Source organism: Longimicrobium sp., assembly GCA_036389135.1.
Taxonomy (GTDB): domain Bacteria; phylum Gemmatimonadota; class Gemmatimonadetes; order Longimicrobiales; family Longimicrobiaceae; genus Longimicrobium.
On the sequence record DASVQP010000003.1, the window covers coordinates 1 to 20,800 of the forward strand.

Annotated in this window: 18 protein-coding genes; 4 read left to right on the forward strand and 14 right to left on the reverse strand. The window is 71.0% G+C overall.

Annotated features, from left to right (window positions below):
- Nucleotides 1-231 precede the first annotated feature (231 nt).
- Both VF584_00855 and VF584_00860 read left to right on the forward strand, forming a co-directional pair.
- A complete protein-coding gene (locus tag VF584_00855) occupies nucleotides 232-2,364 on the forward strand; it encodes a S9 family peptidase (protein ID HEX8208703.1) in 2,133 nt (710 codons plus the stop codon).
- Between the two features lie 113 nt (nucleotides 2,365-2,477).
- Nucleotides 2,478-4,094: a PAS domain S-box protein gene (locus VF584_00860; GenBank protein HEX8208704.1), complete on the forward strand. Its 1,617-nt coding sequence runs from the start codon at nucleotides 2,478-2,480 to the stop codon at nucleotides 4,092-4,094.
- A 106-nt stretch (nucleotides 4,095-4,200) separates the two neighbouring features.
- Here VF584_00860 and VF584_00865 read toward each other — a convergent pair whose 3' ends face one another.
- Nucleotides 4,201-5,445 carry a phospholipase D-like domain-containing protein gene (locus tag VF584_00865; protein HEX8208705.1) on the reverse strand — a complete coding sequence of 415 codons (1,245 nt, stop codon included), beginning with the start codon at nucleotides 5,443-5,445 and terminating at the stop codon, nucleotides 4,201-4,203.
- A 273-nt stretch (nucleotides 5,446-5,718) separates the two neighbouring features.
- Between VF584_00865 and VF584_00870 the strand changes: the two genes are divergently transcribed.
- Nucleotides 5,719-6,594, forward strand: a complete 876-nt coding sequence (locus VF584_00870; GenBank protein HEX8208706.1) for a DUF5715 family protein — start codon at nucleotides 5,719-5,721, stop codon at nucleotides 6,592-6,594.
- Between the two features lie 122 nt (nucleotides 6,595-6,716).
- Here the strand turns inward: VF584_00870 and VF584_00875 are convergent, their stop codons facing one another.
- The 13 genes from VF584_00875 to VF584_00935 form a co-directional block, all read right to left on the reverse strand.
- On the reverse strand, nucleotides 6,717-7,187 hold the full coding sequence (locus tag VF584_00875) for a DUF1801 domain-containing protein (protein HEX8208707.1): 471 nt from the start codon (nucleotides 7,185-7,187) through the stop codon (nucleotides 6,717-6,719).
- A 28-nt stretch (nucleotides 7,188-7,215) separates the two neighbouring features.
- Complete coding sequence (locus VF584_00880; protein ID HEX8208708.1) at nucleotides 7,216-7,659, reverse strand: PaaI family thioesterase; 444 nt, start codon at nucleotides 7,657-7,659, stop codon at nucleotides 7,216-7,218.
- 5 nt (nucleotides 7,660-7,664) lie between these two features.
- A complete protein-coding gene (locus VF584_00885; GenBank protein HEX8208709.1) occupies nucleotides 7,665-8,129 on the reverse strand; it encodes a hypothetical protein in 465 nt (154 codons plus the stop codon).
- Between the two features lie 83 nt (nucleotides 8,130-8,212).
- Nucleotides 8,213-9,970 carry a glycoside hydrolase family 3 N-terminal domain-containing protein gene (locus tag VF584_00890; protein HEX8208710.1) on the reverse strand — a complete coding sequence of 586 codons (1,758 nt, stop codon included), beginning with the start codon at nucleotides 9,968-9,970 and terminating at the stop codon, nucleotides 8,213-8,215.
- Between the two features lie 242 nt (nucleotides 9,971-10,212).
- On the reverse strand, nucleotides 10,213-10,776 hold the full coding sequence (locus VF584_00895; GenBank protein ID HEX8208711.1) for a thioesterase family protein: 564 nt from the start codon (nucleotides 10,774-10,776) through the stop codon (nucleotides 10,213-10,215).
- 112 nt (nucleotides 10,777-10,888) lie between these two features.
- Nucleotides 10,889-11,185 (reverse strand): hypothetical protein, encoded by a 297-nt coding sequence (locus VF584_00900; protein ID HEX8208712.1) that lies wholly within the window; start codon nucleotides 11,183-11,185, stop codon nucleotides 10,889-10,891.
- An 81-nt stretch (nucleotides 11,186-11,266) separates the two neighbouring features.
- Nucleotides 11,267-12,166 (reverse strand): serine hydrolase, encoded by a 900-nt coding sequence (locus VF584_00905; protein ID HEX8208713.1) that lies wholly within the window; start codon nucleotides 12,164-12,166, stop codon nucleotides 11,267-11,269.
- A gap of 18 nt (nucleotides 12,167-12,184) precedes the next feature.
- Nucleotides 12,185-12,808, reverse strand: coding sequence for a hypothetical protein (locus VF584_00910; protein HEX8208714.1), 624 nt, complete (start codon nucleotides 12,806-12,808; stop codon nucleotides 12,185-12,187).
- A gap of 29 nt (nucleotides 12,809-12,837) precedes the next feature.
- Nucleotides 12,838-13,578 (reverse strand): SIMPL domain-containing protein, encoded by a 741-nt coding sequence (locus VF584_00915; protein HEX8208715.1) that lies wholly within the window; start codon nucleotides 13,576-13,578, stop codon nucleotides 12,838-12,840.
- 107 nt (nucleotides 13,579-13,685) lie between these two features.
- Entirely contained in the window at nucleotides 13,686-15,242 is a 1,557-nt protein-coding gene (locus VF584_00920) for a serine hydrolase domain-containing protein (GenBank protein HEX8208716.1), read from the reverse strand.
- Nucleotides 15,243-15,670: 428 nt separating this feature from the next.
- Nucleotides 15,671-17,122, reverse strand: a complete 1,452-nt coding sequence (locus VF584_00925) for a M48 family metalloprotease (protein HEX8208717.1) — start codon at nucleotides 17,120-17,122, stop codon at nucleotides 15,671-15,673.
- Between the two features lie 368 nt (nucleotides 17,123-17,490).
- Entirely contained in the window at nucleotides 17,491-18,078 is a 588-nt protein-coding gene (locus tag VF584_00930; GenBank protein HEX8208718.1) for a DUF1990 domain-containing protein, read from the reverse strand.
- A 46-nt stretch (nucleotides 18,079-18,124) separates the two neighbouring features.
- On the reverse strand, nucleotides 18,125-18,820 hold the full coding sequence (locus VF584_00935) for a hypothetical protein (GenBank protein HEX8208719.1): 696 nt from the start codon (nucleotides 18,818-18,820) through the stop codon (nucleotides 18,125-18,127).
- Nucleotides 18,821-19,075: 255 nt separating this feature from the next.
- Here VF584_00935 and VF584_00940 point away from each other — a divergent pair, with 255 nt between their 5' ends.
- Nucleotides 19,076-20,614, forward strand: a complete 1,539-nt coding sequence (locus VF584_00940; GenBank protein HEX8208720.1) for a PAS domain S-box protein — start codon at nucleotides 19,076-19,078, stop codon at nucleotides 20,612-20,614.
- The last annotated feature ends 186 nt before the right edge of the window (nucleotides 20,615-20,800 follow it).

Here is a 20,800-nt window from a genome sequence, read left to right on the forward strand (position 1 = left end):
TTACGTCTGTGCGGTGCTTCGATTTCTGCGTTTCCGCGTAGGTCCGTAGATGTGCGAGACCGCTTCAGCGGTCTTCCCGTGGTTCCAGCCGGGGGCTTCAGCCCCCGGCGCCCCCCCCGCGACCGCCCCCGGTGCCTCGCCCCGGCGACCGCACCCCCGCCTTGCCCCCGCTCCGCCCGCGCCGTAGTGTGCCGCACACACCCCACGCTCCCCCGTGCTCCAAGACCGACGATGCATCGATTCCGAACCGCCATAGCACTCGCCGCGGCCGTGCTCGCCGCAACCAGCGCCGCGACGGCCCAGGCGCGGCGCCCGCTGGTGCCGCTCGACCTGTACCACATGCGCACCGCGTCGGACGTGGCGCTGGCGCCGGACGGGGGGAGCGTCGTGTACGTGGTGACGCAGGCCGACTCCGCCACCAACAAGTACCGCCGCGACCTGTGGATCGCACGCACCGACGGCTCGGGCACCCCGCGCCGCCTCACCTGGACCAATAGCGCCGCCACCGGTGGGCCGGTCTTCTCGCCGGACGGCGGGCGGCTCGCCTTCGTCAGCGCGCGCGACGGGGGGCGGGGGCAGGTGTGGATCCTTCCGCTGGCCGAGGGGGGCGAGGCGTGGCCCCTCACCGACCTGCGCACCGGCGCCACGGGGCCGGTCTGGTCGCCACGGGGGGACCGCGTCGCCTTCACCTCGGCGCTGACGCCGATGGAGCTGGACAGCACGCGCCGCGACACGAGCAAGGTGAACACCGCCGCCATCCGCCGCATCGACCAGGACCGCGCCGCCGCGCTGGCCGCCATCCGCGCCAAGCTGCGCGAGGACGCCCGCGACGACGACCCGCGCATCGTCACCCGCCTCAACTTCATGGGCGAGACCGGGATCGAGGGGGAGCGCTGGCGGCAGGTGTACGTGGTGGACGCGCGCCCCGAGGCGAAGCCCGTGCGCCTGACCTCCGGCCTGTGGGGGAGCAGCGCGCCGTCGTGGTCGCCGGACGGGAGCTCAATCATCTTCTCCTCCGCCGAGCCGCGCGGCGCCTACCACGCGGACGTCGAGGAGGAGTCCGACCTGGTGGTGATCCCCGCGGGCGGGGGGGCGCCGCGGCGCATCGCGGAGGCGGGGTACGAGGAGAATTCGCCGCGCTACTCGCCGGACGGGCAGTACATCGCGTACGTCCGCCAGCACGTCGCCGGCCGCTTCCCCACCGCCGTCAACAACGAGCTGGTGGTGATGCGGGCGGACGGCAGCGGGCGCCGCAGCGTCACCGGGCCGATGGACCGCTCGGTGGGCGCCTTCCACTTCGGAGCCGGCGGATGGCTGTACTTCACCGTGCAGTCGGAGGGCGCCATTCCGCTCTACCGCACGCGGCTGGACCGCATCGCGCCGCGGCGGGTGGCGTCGGGGCCGCGCGGAGTGACCTCGTTCGACGTGGAGGGGCGCACCGTGGCGTGGGCGCAGATGAGCCCGCAGCGCCCCAGCGACGTCTACTCCGCGGCCCTGGACGGCACGCGCGAGCGGCGGCTGACCACGCTCAACGACTCGCTCCTGGCCCGCGTGTACGTGGCGGACTACGAGGAGATGTGGTACCGCTCGTTCGATGGGCGTCGCATCCAGGGATGGGTGATGAAGCCCATCGGCTACACCCCCGGCTCGCGCCCGCCGCTGGCGGTGGAGATGCACGGCGGCCCGCACGCCATGTGGGGCCCGGGCGAATCGAGCATGTGGCTGGAGTACCAGTCGCTGGCGGGGGCGGGGTACACCGTCTTCTTCAGCAACCCGCGCGGATCGGGGGGCTACGGCGAGGAGACGCTGCAGAGCATCCACCGCAACTGGGGGACGCCGCCGGCGCGCGACGTCCTGATCGGCGCGGACAGCGTGCTGGCGCGCGGCCTGGCCGACCCGGCGAAGCAGGCCGTCACCGGCGGGAGCTACGCCGGCTACCTGACGGCGTGGATCATCGCCAAGGAGGCGCCGCAGCGCTTCAAGGCGGCGGCGGCGCAGCGCGGCGTGTACGACCTGTCCATCTGGTGGGGCGCGTCCAACACCTTCCGCCTCTTCGAGGGCGAGTTCGGCGGGCGCCCGTGGGAGCAGGCCGACATCGCCCGCGAGCAGTCGCCGCTGACGCACGTCGCCAACGTGCGCACCCCGCTCCTGATGCTGCACGGCGAGCAGGACTACCGCACCACCATCGCCGGCGCCGAGGCGTTCTACCGCGCCCTCACCGTGCTCGGCCGGCCGGTGGAGTTCGTGCGCTACCCGCGCGAGGGCCACGAGCTCACCCGCTCCGGCGAGCCCGCGCACCGCGTGGACCACATGCTGAGGATCGTGGAGTGGTTCGAGCGCCACGTGCGGCCCGAGGTGCGCTGAACGGCGCCTCACGTGCGCACGGCACTCCCGGCACGTCGTGGAATAGTTTGAGCAGTGACGTTTCGCCCTGGGGATCGCTGAACCGCGACGCTGAGACCGATGGAGGCCGCAAGATGAATCCGTCCGACCCCCAGAGGGAGGGCGCCTGGCAGGGCGCCGCCCCCTCGCTGGCCGAGAGCGCCGCCGCGGCCTACGCGGGCGGCGCCGCCGTGGCCGAGGGCGCCGGGCTCTACCGGCTGCTGGTGGACAGCGTGCGCGACTACGCCATCTTCGCGCTGGACGCGGGGGGGCACATCCTCAGCTGGAACGCGGGCGCCGCGCGGCTCAAGGGCTACGCGCCGCACGAGATCATCGGCCGGCACTTCTCCACCTTCTATCCGGCCGTGGACATCGAGGCGCGGAAGCCGGAGTGGGAGCTGGAGACGGCGATCCGCGAGGGGAGCGTGGAGGACGAGGGGTGGCGCATCCGCAAGGACGGCACGCGCTTCTGGGCCAACGTGGTCATCACCGCCCTGCGCGACGAGTCGGGGACGCTGGTGGGGTTCGCCAAGGTCACGCGCGACCTCACCGAGCGCCGCCGCTCCGAGGAGCTGCTGCGCCAGAGCGAGGAGCGCTTCCGCCTCCTGGTGCAGAGCGTGCGCGACTACGCCATCTTCATGCTGGATCCCCGCGGCCAAATCGTGAGCTGGAACGCGGGCGCCGAGCGCATCAACGGGTACACGCCGGAGGAGGTCATCGGCCTGCACTTCTCCATCTTCTACCCGCCCGAGGAGCGCGGAAGCGGCAAGCCGGTGTGGGAGCTGGAGACCGCGGCGCGCGACGGGAAGTTCGAGGAGGAGGGGTGGCGCGTGCGCAAGGACGGCACACGCTTCTGGGCGAGCGTCCTCGTCGCGCCGCTGTTCGGCGACGAGGGCAGCCTGGTGGGCTTCGCCAAGGTGACGCGCGACCTCACGGAGCGCCTCGCGGCCCAGGAGCGCCTGATGGCCGACCAGCGGCGCATCGCCGAAGCGGAGGCGACGAGCCGCACGCGGAGCGAGTTCCTGGCCGCGATGTCGCACGAGCTGCGCACGCCCATCAACGCCACGCTGGGCTACACGGAGCTGATGGAGATGGGGGTGGCGGGCGCGCTGACGGCGCAGCAGCGCGAGTACCTGGAGCGCATCCGCCGCACGCAGCAGCACCTGCTGGGCATCATCACGGACCTGCTCAACTACAGCCGCATCGAGGCCGGCCAGGTGGAGTACGACCTCGCCCCCGTCCAAGCGTGCGACATCGTGGATGCCGTGCTCCCCATGGTGGAGCCGCAGGCGTTGAGAAAGGGCCTCGTCCTGCTCCGCGCCCCCTGCGAAGATGGGCTGGTGGCGCTCGCCGACCGTGCCAAGGCGCAGCAGATCGTGCTGAACCTGCTGGGCAACGCCGTCAAGTTCACCCCCGCCGGCGGCAGCGTCACCGTCACCTGTGGCGCGGAGGCCGCGCGCATCGTCATCACCGTCACCGACACGGGCGAGGGGATCGAGCCGGACCAGCACGCCGCCATCTTTGAGCCGTTCGTGCAGCTCGGCCGCTCGCTGACCAGCGGCCACGAGGGCACGGGCCTGGGCCTGGCCATCAGCCGCGACCTCGCCCGCGCCATGGGCGGCGACCTGACGGTGCGCAGCACGCCGGGGGAGGGGGCGGTGTTTACGCTGGCGTTGGAAAGTGCGGGAGTAAAAACAAGTGCTAAGTCCTGAGTCCTAAGTCCTGAGTCCTAAGTCCTAAGTCCTGGGCTCAGCTGCCGTTCAGCACTAGCACTTAGCACTTAGCACTCCAGGACTTCCCCCACCGACGCCCGACCCCTCACGGATATTCGTAGACGTCCTCGTCCGCCGTCATCCGCTCCCACGAATAGCGGAAGCCGGCGTAGATCGTATCGTCCTCCAGCTTCACAAAGAGCTCGTCGTTGAGGTAGTTGGCGGAGTGGGAGAGGTTGTGCGAGCCGGTGAAGACGATGCGGCGCGTGACGGTGGAGCCGGCGTACTTCCCCTTCACCAGGATGAACTTGTCGTGCGTGTTGATGCGCCGCACCTCGATGCCGGCGTTGCGCAGGATGGAGAGCGACTGCGATCCGATGGACCCCACCGCCACCGACACCCAGCACCCCGCCCGCTTCTTGGCCACCAGCAGCTCGGCGACGTTGCTGCGCGTGTCGTTGAACATGTTCTCGGCCACGCGGATGGCGCAGCTCGTGTCCGGGTCGATGTAGGTGAGCCGGTTGTACACCAGGTCCGTCTGCTGCTCGGGCGACGCGTACACCTGCAGGTTCGCCACCGACCCGCCGAAGTAGCCGCGCCCCGTCCCCGAATCGTAGTAGTCGTTGCCGGCGAAGCTGGTCTTGTTCCACAGCTTCGTCCAGTACTCGCCCACGAAGTTGTCGTACAGCGTTCGGTCGCCGTACACCGTCACGGTGTTGTTGTAGGTGTTGGAGCCCGTGGCGTACGTCATGTTGGCCGATCCGAACCAGGTCACGTAGCTGCGCGCGGCACCCGTCGCATCCTTTGTGGAGCTGATGAGGACGAGCTTGGAGTGCATGATGGCGCTCGCCTCGCGCGCGATGCACCCGTCCCATCCCAGCCCCGTGTACGTCCCTCCGTTGACGCACCAGCGGAAGCGAGTCCCCGCGCCGCCGTCGAGGTACTTCTGCAGGTCCTCGGGCGAGGTGTCGCCGTCGTCTTCCGGGTCACCGGGATGATGGTTGCCGCTGAGCACCACGTACACGCTGACGCCCCGGTCCTTGGCCCGCTGCAGCGCCGCCTGCACCACGTTCGCGCTGATGTTGTGGATGGCGGTGCGGATCGTGGCCCCGGCCGGCGCGTTGTCGATCAGGTGGATCAGGTGGTTGAGGATCGACATGTCCTGCGTCACCCCGGCGCGCATGTCGGTGAAGTGCGCCTCCAGCCGCACGACGCCGATGGTCGATGCCGCCATCACCCGGGCCGGTGCCGCGATGGGCGCCGCGATCGGCGTTGCGACGGGCTCGCGCTCACACGCGGCGAGCAGTGCGAGGGTCGCGGCCAGGGCGTACCGCAAGATGGGATGGTGCATGGTGTCTCCGGATGAGCGGGAAGGAGGATCGGGATGCCCTCTTGCCGCCAGAATTGCGCCCGCCCTCGGCAACAGCATCACACAGAGGCCACAGAGGGTACTACAAGACCACAGAGAACCCCTTCAGCAGTTCTTTCAGTACCCCTCCGTGTCTCTGTGTGAAGCCGCTGTTTTTGGAAACAAGTGGTGGACCGATGACGGCTACGTGATTGCACGGCACGGTTTTAGCCTACATGACCCCCAAGCGGAAACACACAGCGAGCGGGGCGAAAGATGCGTGCAATCCGGAGTTGGAGCGGAGCGGGGCTGCTGGTGGCTGCGGGAGTCGCCTGCGGGCGGGCGGAGAACGAGGGGCTCACCGAGACCCAGCCGGCACGCGTGGAGAGGGCGGCACCCGCGGCCGCTCCGGCCGAGCTCGCCGCCGTCGTGGCGCCGACCGACATGTCCGTGCAGCGCGCGCGCATCGTGGCGCGGGTGGACTCGGTGGACCGCGCGCTGCGCAAGGTGCGCGGGCTGACGCGGGAGGAGCGCGCCGCGCTTCGCCAGGACGTGAACGCCACGCAGCTCGCCGTGGCGCAGTCGGGCGGCGTGCGCGCCTCTGGGGAGGCGGAGGTCGCACGGCTGCGCCGCTCCGGGCGGCTGGTGGAGCTGGAGGACACCACGAGCTACTGGGTGCTTCGCGACCTCACCCACTCCGTCCCCCTCTCGACACCCTCCGCGCGCGGGATGCTGCTGGAGGCGTCGCGCCGGTTCCAGGCGCGCATGGACGAGATGGGCCTCCCGCGCTTCCGCCTGACCGTGACCTCCGTGCTGCGCACCGACGAGTCGCAGGCAGACCTTCGCCAGAGCAACTCCAACGCGGCGGCCGGGGTGAGCACGCACGAGTACGGCACCACGATGGACATCTCCCACATCCGCTTCGCCCCGCCCGCGGCCAGGCCGGGTCTGCCGCCCGAGCTGGCGCAGCTCCAGGACTCGCTGATGCTGGACGTGGCCAAGCGCCACGCCAGCGCGCTGCAGGGCGAGCTGGGCCGCGTCCTCGGCGACATGCGCAGGGAGGGCAAGGTCAAGGTGATGATGGAGCGCCAGCAGCCCGTCTACCACACCACCGTCGCAGCCCGCATCCGTGCCCCCGAGCACGTGGAGTAGCGCGGAGACAACGAGAGGAAAGCATCACACAGAGACGCGCAGGGGAACGGAAAGGCCACAGAGCACCCCTTCTGCTTTTCCCTCCGTTGCCTCTGTGGCTCTGTGTGAGGCCATCTGCCGTATCAGGTGGAGCGGGGCTTCTTCGGCTTCGGCGGGTGGGCGGCATCGTGCAGCGCCATGAGCTCCTCGGGAGGCATGCGGGCCACGGCCTCCCCGATCACCTCCAGCGGCAGGTCGTCGAGCTTGCGGAAGCGAATGCACGACTTGCCCATGTCCAGCTTCTTTCCGGCCCGCGCGAAGCCCTCCTCGATCCACTTCGCGTGCGCGGGATCGCCGTAGGCGCCCATCATGTACAGCGCGATGTGGTTCTTTTGCGACGCCAGCGCCACGTAGCTCAGCGGCTGTTTGTTGTACGTGTTGGGGAAACGCTCCAGCGGGATGCCGTACGTGATCATCCCACCGCTCGCCGTCTCGGTGTACCCGTCCGGCAGGTTGCGCAGGATGACGTCGCGCACCGCCGCCACCGCCTCGCGGCGGTCATCGGGGAGCGATTGCACGTATTCCTCGGCCGTCGCGGCTGCGTTCTGCACCATGTTCGTCACCTGGCGTATGGGTGGCGTCCTAGCCCGCCACGCCGCGGCCGAGGACGGTCATCATCGTCGCGGTCATGGTGGCGACGTGCACCTCGCGGCCGCCATTGACCATCACGCCGTCCGCCTGGCAGACGGTGATGGTGCGGCCGGCGCGCACCACGCGGCCGCGGGCCACAAGGAGCTCGCCGCGCGCGGGCGCCAGCAGGTTCGTCTTGAACTCGATGCTGAGCACCTCCGCCTCCGCCGGCATCAGCGAGAATGCGGCGTATCCGCAGGCGCTGTCCAGGATCGTCGTCACGATGCCGGCGTGGAGGAAGCCGTGCTGCTGTATGAGGTCGCTCCGAAAGGGAAGCTCGACGTCCGTCTCGCCGGGCGCGACCCGGGTGAGACGCGCGCCGAGCGTGGCCATCACCTGCTGGCGCTGGAAGCTCGCCCGCACGCGCGCCTCGAAATCAGGGTCCTGCGGCTGCACGTGGCCTACCTGGCATAGGGGCCGACTTCCTCCGAGATGCGGCGATAGCGCAGCTGGGGGCGTGGATCTTCGGCCGCGTGAAGCACGAGCGCCTCGCTGCTGATGACACCCCACAGGTGCGGGGGCCCGCTGCAAAGCGCGTTCGGCGGGCAGACGTACTCGAGCTCGATGCGAAAGCCTTCCGTGCGGTGGAGATAGGGAACTGACGAGTGCAGGGTCGTGTCGCGGAAGGTGTCGTAATCGTAGTGCGTGCGCCCCGAGCGCACGAGGCTCCCGTCCGACTTGAAGCGGAGGGTGTCCGCCAGGAGCGTCGCGCGCACCGAGGCCCACTGGAGCACGACCGGCCCATCCGAGAGATCCAGGACGAAGGTACCCGCAGCCTCCGGCTCCGGCTGCGGCAGGAGGTCGGACTCGCACGCGAGCACGGCGGGAACCATGAGGGCGAGGGCAAGCAGGATTCGCGGGCGCATTGGGATCGGCCTTCGGGTGGGGGTTTGTATGGACGTCGTTGCGGAGAACGCGCTACCCGTCGCGTCCTGACACACCCGCCGGCTCAGCGGCCGCGATCGAGCCCCTCGCCCACGCGGTGGTGCGGCGGCAGCGACACGGGAAGGCGGCCGCGGATGGCGCCCGTCCCCAGCAGCGCGCGCGCGGCGGCGCCCTCGGATGCCTCCGTCGTGTCCCAGGCCAGGAGGTAGGCGGTGACGGAGGGGAAGCCGCTCAGCAGGTACGGACTCCCCAGCGACACCGCCACCACCGGCCGCCCAGACGCGGAAAGCGCCTCCACCCAAGCCGCGAACCCGCCGCCCAGCCCCAGTGCCTGGTTGTGCACCGGCGCGATGGCCGCGCTCGCCACCACCACGTCCGCGGACGCGGCGCGCGTGCGCAACGAGTCGAACACCGCCTCCGGGGTGGAGGGACCTACCAGCACGTGCTCCACCATCAGCCCGCCGGCCGCCAGCCCCCGCTGCAGCGCCATCCCCGCCCGCGCGCGCCCCGCGTAGGTGACGTGGAGCACGCGCGCGCCGCGGCGGATGGGGACCGCCCCGTTGCGGTCGCGCACCAGCACGATGGAGCGCTCGGCGACGCGCCGGGCCACCTCCGCGTGCTCCGCCGATCCCACGCCCGCGCCCGGCACGGGTCCGCCGGTGCGCGCGCGGTGCAGCCCCGCCGCCGCCTTCGCCCGCAGGATGCGCCGCGCCGCGTCCTCCACCCGCGCCGCCGGGATGCGCCCCGACTGCACCGCCGAGACCACGGAGTCGATCACCTCCTCGTGCCCCGGCGGCTGGAGCAGCGCATCCGCGCCGGCCAGGAGCGCGAGGATGCTCGCTTCGGCGATGGGGTAGGTGCGCGTCACCGCACCCATGTTCAGCGCATCGGTAAAGACGATGCCGCGGAAGCCCATCTGCCCGCGCAGCAGGTCCGTCGTGATGCGCGGGGAGAGCGTGGCGGGGGCGGCGTTCGGCCCCTCGATCCCCTGCATGGCGATGTGGCCTACGAGCATTCCGTCCATCCCCGCGCCCGCCGCCGCCTGGAAGGGGACCAGCTCCACGCGCGCCAGACGCCCCGAGTCGGCGCTGATGGCGGCGAGGCCCACGTGCGAGTCCACCTGCGTGTCGCCGTGCCCCGGAAAGTGCTTGCCCACCGTGAGCAGCCCCCCGGCCCGCGCCCCCTCGATCCACGCCGACGCGAGCCGCCCCACCCGGTCCGGCCGCTCGCCAAAGGAGCGCACGTTGATGATGGGATTGTCGGGATTCGAGTTGACGTCCAGCACCGGCCCAAAGGTCAGGTGGATGCCCACCGCGCGCCCCTCCGCCGCGGTCACCCGGCCCGCCTCGCGCGCCAGCGCCTCGTCGTCCGCCGCGCCGAACGCCATCGCGGGGGGCATGGAGGTACCGCCGGGGGTGAGCCGCATCCCCGGCCCCGTCTCCAGGTCGCTCACGATCAGCAGCGGCACGCGGGCCCCGCGCTGGGCCGCGTGCAGCTTCGCCGCCATCTCCGCCGGCGCGCCGATGGAGACGATCAGCCCGCCCACCTCCCCGCGCCCGACCCACTCCAGCATCCGCGCCGCCTCCTCCGGCTCCTGCGCGGGCGACTTGCCGCTGATCCAGGGGAAGACGAGCTGCGCCACCCGCTGCCGCAGCGTCATCCCCGCGAGCGTCCTCTCAACCCACGCCTCCCCCGCCGCATCGGTCGCGAGCGGCGGGCTGTCGGCGGTGATCGCCCGCGGGCCGGCAGGCGGCGCGCAGGCGGCCAGCACCAGCGCGGGGGTGAGGAGGGTTGGGAGCAGGGTGCGGAGGAGGCGCGTCATCGGGTGTGTGGGCATAGTGTGGAGATCCGGCGGTTGAAACCGCTGCAACAACCGCGGGAAGCCTGCCTTCGCAGGCTCCGGGGGAGCGGGGTCGGCGCCGGGTGGCGAGGGTCCGGTGCCGCTTCCCCGGGAGATGAATCCCCCGGCTGGAACCACGGGAAGCCCACTGAAGTGGGCTCGAAAAACGCGGCATCAGACCCGGAGTCCGCGAAGGCGGACTTTGTGCTTTTGTTGCAGCGAGTTCACTCGCCCGAGTTGTTCAAGCTGCCCAAGCCACCTGAGCTGCCCGAGTCACCCGAGCCACCCGTGCTCCCACCCCGCCGCCGGATCAGCGACGGGAGCTCCTCGAAGTCGTGGGTGCGCGGGAGGGAGAGGAGGACGGCGGCGAGCTCGGCGGGTGGCGCGACGAGCTTGCGTGCGTCCAGGTCCAGCCACCCGCCCTGGATCGTGAGCACCGCCGCCTCGCGGCCGTCGGAGCGGCGGACGTCCTGGTGCACCCGCCAGTGCGAGCTGTCCCCGGAGAGGCCGGCGCAGCGGACGTCCACCACCACCTCGTCGCCAAAGAGCACCTCGCGGCGGTAGCGGATCTCCTCGCGCATCATCACCGGGCCGAAGCGCAGCGCCTCCAGCCGTGCCTGCGTAAAGCCGTGCGCGCCCAGCAGGCGGAAGCGCGTGTGCGTGGCGTACTCGCTGAACGCCGTGTTCCGGACGTGCCGGTTGCCGTCCAGGTCGTCCCAGCGCACCTCGAACCGGCACTCGAACGCCGCACCATCCCTCACGCGCATCTCCAGCGAACCCGGTTCCACGCCGCCCCACTCCGGCCGACAACGTAGCAGCCGTCCACGCCGCCATACAACCATCGCGCGAAGCGGGGCCGCCTCTGCGTGGGGCGGCCCCGCTCCGAATCCGCCGGGCGCATCAGGCGCCGGCCTTTTCCTGGTAAAGCCGCAGCTCCTCGCGCAATCCCGCCAGCAGCCGCGCCGCCAGATCGGATGCGTGCGCTTCGGTGAGCGGCTTCCACCACTCCGGCTCCTCGATGCGGAACTGGAGCGGCGGCTTCCCCGCGCCGTGCCAGGTGAGCCACACCGCCGCCTCGGACGACTGCAGGACGGGCCGTTTCTCCTTGCTGCGCAGCTGCGCGTGGACCGCGTGGAAGACCGCTTCGGTGGCCTGTTCCCAATCCGCCTTCGGGGCGTCGTTCCGCGCTGAGGTCATCGAGTCTCGTAAAGCTGGGGCGGGGTGCGTCATCATCCGAACCCGATAATACCGCGGCGCCCCGTCTGGCGGAAGGCGGTCTCAGCGCAGCGGACGCCAGGGGTCGCGCGGGTTGAAGTGCTGGTACACCGTGCGCGACACGGCGCGCAGCAGGCGCGAGCCCTCGTTCCCTTCCTGATAGCCGGTGTCCGCCTGGTTCTTGGTGATGACGGCCAACACGTAGTCCCCCGTTGGGGCATTCACCAGCAGCACCTCCGATCGGGAGCGGTCCACGAAGCCCTGCTTCGACGCGGCCTGCACGGTGGGCGGGATCTGCGAGAGCGCTTCGCCCTTCCAGTAGCTGTTGGTCAGCATGCGGTACATGTCCTCCGACGCGGCCGGGCTCACCGCGCGCCCTTCGCGGATCATCACCAGCGCCTCGGCGATCTCGCGCGGCGTGGTCTGGCCCCATCCGTACTTCGTGCGCGCCTCCTCGCGACCGGGCGTGCGCGAGTTGACGCGCGTGTGGCGGAATCCGTGCGCCGCCAGCCACTCGTTGACCGCCACGCCCCCGCCCACCTCCGCCTGTATCCAGAGGCTCGCCACGTTGTCGCTTACGGTGAGCATCAGGAACGCCAGCTCGCGCAGCGGAAGCGTGTCGCCCGGCGCCATGTACGCGACTACGTCGGTGCTCTCCACGTACCGGTAGTTGAGCGTGTCCGGGCGCGGCACCCTCGCCTCCAGATCCCTCTTCCCCTGCGCCACCCGGTCGTAGAGGGTGAGGAGGATGGGCACCTTGATCATGCTCGCGGTGGGAAAGACCGTGTCCGCGTCGATGGCCACGGTGGCGCCCGTGCGCAGGTTGCGCGCGTAGATCCCCACCTCGCCGCGGAACCCGCGCACCACGTTCCGCAGCTTCGCGGCGAGCGCGGCATCGGTGCGCTCCTGCGCCTGGAGCGGCGCGGCGAAGAGCAGGGCGAGCAGGAGGATGAGTCGAGTCATACCCGATTACCGGCGGGGTCAGGGTGTCGTGGGGGGAGCGGACGAGTTTGCCTCAACGATCTCCGCCGCCACTTCCCGGGCGAACGCCGGCAGCCGCGACTTCTGGAACTGTGATTGGGGAACGGTCCCCCGCACCTTCACCAGCGTGCGGCCCGCGGCGTACACGTTGTAGAACGACACCGCGGCTCCTCCTCCCTGCACCCTGTACACATAGCGCACGCGGAAGCCGGGGAGCACGTGAGTGCCCGCGCGTACCGTGTCGGCCCCCTCGTGCGCGATCTCGTAGCTCTCGTACACGCCGCGCGCACGCTGATACTCCAGCGTCTGGCCGAACTCCTGGAGCTCCTCCGCGATCACCCGGGCGGTGTCCCACACGGAATCCGCGGGAACGGGCTGGTAGATGTAGACGGTCGCGTAGCTGGAGTCGGACCTCTGCGAAGGTGCGTACTGGTACCCCACCCCGTACCTGGGATCCTTGAAGTCGTGCCGCTCGCCGCGCAGGAAATCGCCCACCTTGGCGGGCGCCTCGATCTCCGATGGCGGCTGGCCGAGTGGCGGCCCGCCAGGCTGCGCCGCGGCCGGCGCGGCGTGGAACGTCCAGAGCGCGATCGCCGCCAGCGCGGCGCGGTTGGTCAGGTGCATCGTGGACTCCTCTGAGGAAACCGGGAGGCTCAGTTGCCGTGGAAGCGCCAGACCCCCTGCACGGCGACCCGGATGCGCGCGTCGCTGGGGCTCAGGGTGGCGCCGCGCTCGAATCCCTGGCCAAAGAAGAAGCGCGTATCGCCCGACAGGCTCGCACCCAGCTCGGACATGTTGGTGAGGTTGACGAGGTCGCCCAGGCGTCCGCCGGCGGCGCGTGCCATCGCCTCGGCCTCGCGGCGCGCCTCGGCCACGGCCTGCTCGGTGGCACGGCGGCGGACATCGGCGGCGCCATCGGCTTCCAGGCTGACGTGCGGGGTGCCCTCGATCCCCGCCCCGGTGAGCGCGCGGAGCACCGCGTCCAGCTGGTCGATCCGCTCCACCACCACCCGCACTCCCCAGCGCGCCGTCGTGTTCATGCCGGGAGCCGTCTCCGGCCGCGGCCGCATGCCGGGCCCGTCCTCGCGCCCGAGCGCGAAGCCCCACGGCGCCACCTGCACGCCCAGGCGGCTCAGAGCGGTGGTGGCGCGGTCGCGAGTCGCGGAGGCCTGCGCCAGCGCGCCCGCACCGCTGCTGTCGCGCCCCGCCACCGAGGCGTAGACCACGGCCCGGTCCGGCGCGATGGGGATCGTGACCCTCCCCATCGCGGAGATCCGGGGAATGCTGTCGCCGATGCCGCCCATGAAGAACTGCGCATGGCAGAGGCGCGCCGCCGTGGCATCCACCGCCGCGATGCCGCACAGGAGGAGGAAAGCGCGGGTGAGGTGCCGCATGAAGGGGGTCTCCTGTCTAAGGGAAGGGGGTGCAAGGAAAGGCGCAATGTGAAGCGCATTCCCTCGCGGAACAAGGCCGCGCTCCGCAGCGGCCCTGTTCACCCCCATCAGCGACAGACCGGGGCCGCTTCCAGGCTCTCCTCTCGCGCCATCGGGCGGACATCCAGGAACTGGACCCGGGCCGGCTCGGTGGGGGCGAGGGTGATGGAGACGCGCAGGTCGCCGGTTGCGCACCGCATGCGCCAGCGGCCGCGCAGGGCGTTCTCGACGACGAACGGGCCCTCGTTGCGGCACTCGCCACCCGCGGCGGTGCGCAGGCGGTCGATGGCGGCGCGCCGGCGCTCCTTTGATTCGTCCAGGTACAGGTTCATGGCGGCGACGCGGTCCGCGAGGGCGTCGTCCCAGCGCGCCACCAGCCGCGACACCTCTTCGCGGCGCTCCAGCAGCACGGGGGCGGGCTGCGGCATGCGCGCGGTGAGGCCGCCCGTCTTCGACAGCATCTCCAGCGCCTGCTCAAAGACGCCGCCCCACGGCGTGTAGGTGAGGTTCCCCATCGCCACGATGCCGACGCCGTGCTCCGGAAGCCAGCGCATGAGCGACCCGAACCCCGGAAGGCCGCCGCTGTGCGACACCGAGGTGCGGAAGAGGCACGTCTGCCGAACGCCCAGCCCGTAGCCGTAGCCGCCCGCGCTCAGGATCACCCGCCCCGACGTGTCGCGCACGGCCGACGCGCCGCTGTAACGCGCCACCTGCTGCATCTCGCGGCGCGAGGAGCGGCGCAGCGGGCCCGCGTCCGGGCCGTCGCGCGCGGGCCAGGCGTCCAGCATGAAGCCCACCCAGCGCCCCAGGTCGCTGACCGAGGTGAGCATCCCGCCCATCGGCCCGAACGCGCCGTCGGGGAGCTGCTTCTCCTCCAGCCACTGCTCGTCCTGCCTGCGGTACCCGTGCGCCAGCCGCTGCGCGGGGACGTCGGCGGCTTCCAGCGTCGTCGCGTTCATTCCGAGCGGCCGCAGCACCTTTTCGCGCAGGTAGCGCGGGTACGGCATCCCCGACACGTTGGCGATGATGCGGCCCAGGATGGCGAAGCCGTAGTTGGAGTACTCGTACGCGGTCCCCGGCGAGGTGGAGAAGGAGATCCCCTCGCGCATCATCCGCGACATCTCCGCGTCGGTGGCGGCGAGCTGCTGGTCGCCCCACGGGTTGTCCTCAGGGAAGCCCGCGGAGTGCGTCAGCAGGTGGCGGATGGTAATCCTGGGCGCGTCGCTGGCGGCGGGGCGCAGCGCGGCCAGCTCGGGGACGTAGCGCTCCGCCGGGTCGTCCAGCGACAGCTTTCCCTCGTCGCGGAGCTGGAGGATGGCGGCCGCGGTGAAGCTCTTGGTCATCGACGCGATGCGGAACACCGTGCCCGTGTCCACCGGCGCGCGCGCCGCGACGTCGCGGTGCCCGGCCGTCCCCACGTGCACCACGCGCCCGTCCACCACGATGCCGTACGCGATCCCAGGCACGTGCTGGCGCTCCGCGAAGCCCTTCATCAGCCGGTCGATCTCGGGAAACGCCGCGCTCAGCTTCGCGAGACGCTGCGGGTCCGCGGGGGCCTGCGTGTGCGCCGCGGAGGTCAGCGCGAGCGTGGCGCACAGGGCGGGGAGGATGGAGCGCAATTTCATCGGGAGGTAAGGCGCCGGTTGGTGGGAAAACATGGCGGCCGGTTGGATCGCCTGCCCTGCAACATCGTTCCGGCGGCGGCGGGTGGCAACGGTGTCGCGACGCCGGGGGATGAACGCCGGGGGCTGAAGCCCCCGGCTGGAACCACGGGAAGGCGGCTGAAGCCGGCTCGTGGAAGGCGGGCTGCGGCGCATCGACGGGACACGGGCAGCCACGCGGGGCTGCCCCTTCGAACATTCGTGCGGCGCGGCCGAGATCGTGCCGAACGGGCGGGCGAATGACCGGATCTTCGGCAAACGCAGACATCGAAGCACCGCCCCAATCTACGCAAATGCCCCTCCCCCAGGTAGTTATTGGGGGAGGGGCCGCGAGGTGACGAGCGGGGGCGGGGGCCAGCCGTGCGCACTAACGCACTAACGCACTTTCGTCCCTACTCCCGCACCACCCGCTTCACCATCGCGCCGGACGGCAGCGACGTGCCGGCGCCCGCCACCTGGTTCACGATCGCCAGCTCCTCGATGGGGATGCTGGAGGGGTAGCGGGTGTTGAACTGGGCCAGCGTCATCGCCTGCGGCAGGCGCACGACGCGGATGCGGTTGGGGCGGATGTTGAGGACCGCCGGGTCCGTGACCGACGCGAAGCTGTTGAGCGTCTGCCGAAAGGTGCCCTCGTACTGCTGGAATACCTGCCCCGGCGAGTAGGCGAGAACCTGGTACACCTGCCCGTCCTTCTCCAGCCACTGCGCGATCCCGGCGATGATCCCCTGCTGCGTCTGCGCCTGGAAGTAGACGACCACGGCGGGGAAGCCGTTCACCGTGGTGCGTCCCCCCTGCCCCGCCTGCACCCCCTGCTGCTGAAAGAAGCGCCGCGCCGCATCGTCCGCGGTGCGCACCTGCTCGGCCATGGTGAGCCGGATGACGGCGTCCTGGCGCGGGCTGCCGCCGGTGACCGCCTGCGGCAGGTTTTGCGTCCGCCATCCGCTGGGGAAGACGATGGAGAAGCGCAGGTCGGGATGCAGGAAGATGCCCTGCTGGAAGTACCCCTGCCGCGGGTTCTCGCCGTACACCATCCCGTTCAGCCGGTTGAGGTACGACGCGGATTCCACCCTCGTGGCGGTGCCGGCGGGGACGGTGGCCGCGCGCCGCTGCACCGACGCGATGCGCTCCGGCTCGCCGGGGTGCGACGCGAGGTAGCTGGGGAGCGGGCTGCGTCCCGAGCGGGCGCGCTCCGTCTCGCTCACCCGCTGCAGCGATTGGAAGACGCGCGCCATCTCGCGGGCGTCGTAGCGCTGGCCCACGGCGTAGCGGAACCCCAGGTCGTCCGCCTGGCGCTCGGCGTCGCGGCTGTAGCTGAGGAAGAGGAGCTGCAGCCCGCCGCTCGCCAGCCCGCCCAGGTTCTGAAGGCGCGGCACCAGCACGCTCCCCAGCCCCAGGCCGATCTGCGCGAGCTGGGCGCGGCTCATCATGGTGACCTGGTGCTTGGCCGTCACGTGCCCGATCTCGTGGCCCAGCACGCTCGCCAGCTCCGCCTCTGAGTTCATCAGCGCCAGCATCCCGCGCGTGAGAAAGATGTAGCCGCCGGGGAGCGCGAAGGCGTTGGGCGTGGGGTCGTCGACCACGCGGAACGTCCACGGCAGCGCGGGGCGCTCCGATGTCGCCGCCAGCGTGCCGCCGATGTTCTGCACGTAGCGCTGAAGCGCCGAGTCCGGCACCAGCCCGATCTCCTGCGTCACCTGCACGGCGGACTGCTGGCCGAGCTGCACCTCCTGCGCTTCGGAGACCAGCGAAAGCTGCCTCCGTCCGGTCACCGGGTTCGTCGCGCACCCGGCCGCCAGCACCAGCACCGCGGCGCACCCGCACCGCCCCCTGAGCGAAGCCATCATCGTCCCCCCTCCGTGGTTTGCCTGGACCACGGTCAGGTTGGGCAAGTTCCGCTCCCGGGGTTCCAGCGCGTGGGGAACGAGGTGAGAGGCAAGCGCAGGTGTGGTAGGGGCGAGATTCCTCACGCCCGCCCTCCTCCTGCCTCGAAAGCCGCAGCCACGCGAGCGGACCTCTCCGGATTCTGCGGATCTCGCGGGCGAGCGGTTGGCGGCCGCGAGAATCCAGCCATCACTCGCCTCGCCAGTAGATTCACCAGGCGTACATCCACTGACGATGTATCGCAACACGCTACAACGTTAGTGGATACATGCGCAACGCGTGGCAACGTGCCCATCGCGGCAGGGAGCTACGCCAAAGGACTTTCGGGCTACTACTTCGGTCGGCTGGGATCGTTCACCGCCGCCTGCACGGCCGCGAGCGCCTGTCGCCCGAAGCGGCGCTGGAGGATGCCGACGACGGGCCCGCCCAGCCGCGCCATCCAGTGCCAGGCGCGTGCGTACGCCAGGATCTCGAAGCGCACCACGTCGGTCGAGCGGTCCCACTGCACCACGAAGCGCTCCTCGCCGGTCTCGCTGTGCAGCGGCAGCGTGCCGATTGCGAAGGCAGAGGTGCGCATCGTGGGCGTGTCGGTCTCGTCCACGTAGACGATGCGGCACGGGTTGATCGACCAGAACCCCAGGTGGCTCACGATCGTGGCGAAGACGGTCCCCGACGCGACGGGCGGCGGCGCGGGATGCACGTACGTCCACGGCAGGTCGTACATCGCCCAGCTCCGCAGCGCCGCGACCCCGCGCAGGAACGTCTCCTCGCCAGACCCGAGCCGCGTCTCGTGGTGGTTGCGCGGGTATCCGGCCGGCGCTTCGCCAGATGCCGTCATCCCCGGCTTCGGGTAGGTCAGCCCCTGGTTCTCCCTTGCCAGCACGCGCTCGATCAGCGCGGGAGAAGGTCGGCGGATCACGAACATTAGGAGGCGTGTGGGAGGATGGTCGTGCGCACGCGTGCCGCTATGGCCGCGCGTTATCCGGCACCGTCGTCACCCGCAACCCGAGCTCGGGGTGCCGGCGGTCGAACGACACGGTCGTAAGGCTGTCGCCGGGGATGTAGGACGTGATCGACCACGGCTCGCCGCGAAGCTCGATCGAGTCGTCGAGCGGGTCCCGCGTCCGCAGGCACGACGAGATCAGCGCAGACTGCGCCCTGGCCACGCGGAGCGCCGGGTCTACCGCTGCCCACACCAGGTCCGTCTCCTCCCCCGCCGCACAGTACCCGCTCCCCGCATTCGGACGAGACAGCCCCGTCGTGCGGATCAGCAGGTAGATCCACCCGTCGCCGCTCCGCTGCGCATCCAGCAGCGTGTGCCTGTAATCGTCCGAGCTGTTGATGTGCTCGAGCAGCGGCGTCGTCGTCCGCGCCCGCCCATCCGACAGTGTGAGCGTGGTGTCCTCCAGCACCACCCGCATTGATCCGAACAGCGTCGTATCCACACGGCTGGCCGGAGGCCCGTGCGGAGCGGAGCTCGCCGCCGGCGCCGGAACGCCGGATGAAACGCTGTCCGCAGCAGGGCTCGGCAGTTCCGCCTTCTCGCCGGCGAGGCTCTGCGCAGCCTTCTCCCGCGCCGGCGAACCGCACGCGCTGACCAGCACCGCCGCGACCAGCAGGAACCGCCGGACGCGGAGCCCGGCACCTCTGCGAGGATGCATGGGTTGTTTAGAAGGAGGATCAGCGCGCAGGGCGAATTGCCCGTCCATGTTTCCGCCAGTGACCTGCATTCTACGCACTGTGACCCGAAGCTGAAATGGCGGTCGACACAAAGACGAGCGGCACCGCGAACCCTCCTTCCGTTCTTTCCGTACCCTCTGTGTCTCTGTGTGAACTGCCGTTGCGGCGCGGACGTTGCTCCCACGGCGCGTGCCCGGTACACTTTCCCGGCGCCCGCATCCCCATACCGCAAGCAGATGCCCCGACGACAGCGCACATCCGACTCCGCATCCGCCCTTCGGGGCACGGACGAGCTGTACCGCCTGCTCGTGGAGAACGTGACCGACTACGCCATCTTCGTGGTGGACGTGGACGGCCGCGTCGCGACGTGGACGGAGGGGGCGGAGCGGCAGATGGGATACGCCGAGGACGAGATCCTGGGCCGCCACCTGGCGGACCTCTACCCCCCCGAGGACCAGGAGAGCGGATCCCCCGGGCGCGACCTGCACACCGCCCGCACCGAGGGGAGGTGCGAGGGGGTGGCGTGGCGCGTTCGCAAGGACGGGACGCGGCTGTGGGCAAGCGTGGTGATCACCGCCATTCGCGACGCCGACGACCAGGTGGTGGGCTACGGCCAGATCACCCGCGACCTCACCGAGCGCCGCGAGGTGGCCCGCCGCTACGAGGAGAGCCGCCAGCGCTACCGGTCCCTCTTCGAGAACAACCCCAACGCCATCTGCTCGTTCGACCTGGACGGCACCCTGCGCACCGCCAACCCCGCCGCCGCGGAGCTGGCCGGGTACCCCGAGGACGACCTCGTGGCGCTCTCCTTCTGGCCGCTGGTGTCGGGAGAGGACCGCGAGATGGTGCACGACCTCTTCGACCGCGCCGCGGCCGGGGAGCCGGGGTACGGCGAGACCTCGCTGATCCACCGCGTGGGCAGGCGCGTGCGGGTGCGGCTCACCTTCGTCCCCATCCGAGTGGAGGGGGAGGTGATCGGCGTCTACTGCATCGCCGAGGACATCACGGAGCGGAAGCGCGCCGAGGCCGAGCGCGAGGCCCTGCTGCTGCGCGAGCGCGTCGCCCGCACCGAGGCCGAGGCCGCGTCGCGCGCCAAGACCGACTTCCTGGCCGTCGTCTCGCACGAGCTCAAGACGCCGCTCAACGCCATCACCGGCTTCGCCGACCTGCTGCACGACGGCGACGCGGGGGTGATGAGCGACGTGCAGACGCGCCACGTGGAGCGCATCCAGGCCGCGTCTCGACAGCTCCTGCAGCTCATCGACGAGCTGCTCTCCTACACCCGCCTGGAGAGCGGCCCCGAGGCACCCCACCTCCAGCCGGTGGACGTCTCCGCCGCCCTGCGCTACGCCGCCGCCGAGGCGCAGCCCGCCGCGCGCGCCAAGGGGCTGACGCTGAGGGTGGAGGAGGGGGAGGAGCTGTGCATGGCGCTCACCGACCCGGCCCGTCTGCGGCGCCTCCTGCAGACGCTCTTCTCCAACGCGGTGAAGTTCACCGAGTCCGGCGAGGTGCGGGTGGAGGCGCGGCGCGAGCACTCGATGCTGGCCATCGCCATCACCGACACCGGGATCGGGATCGCGCAGGAGCACATGGAGCGCATCTGGGAGCCGTTCTGGCAGGTGGAGCACCCCCTCGTCCGCCGCGCCGGGGGCACCGGCCTCGGGCTGAGCGTCGCGAGACGCCTGGTGGAGCTGATGGGCGGCGACATCGAGGTGCAGAGCGAGCCCGGAGCGGGAACGACGTTTACGGTGCGGTTGCCGGTGCACGACGGGTAAGGCGGCCGGCATTGGTGCGCGGTGCATGAGGGCGGCGCGGCGGCGGGCAGGGGCAGCCACGTGGGGCGGCCCCTGCAGGGTCGGGGGTGCAGGAAGGAATCGAGGTGGGGGCGAGGGCGGGCGCGATGAACCGCGCCCCTACCAGATCTGCGCGCGCCCCAACGACATACGCCCCCTCTCCCGATA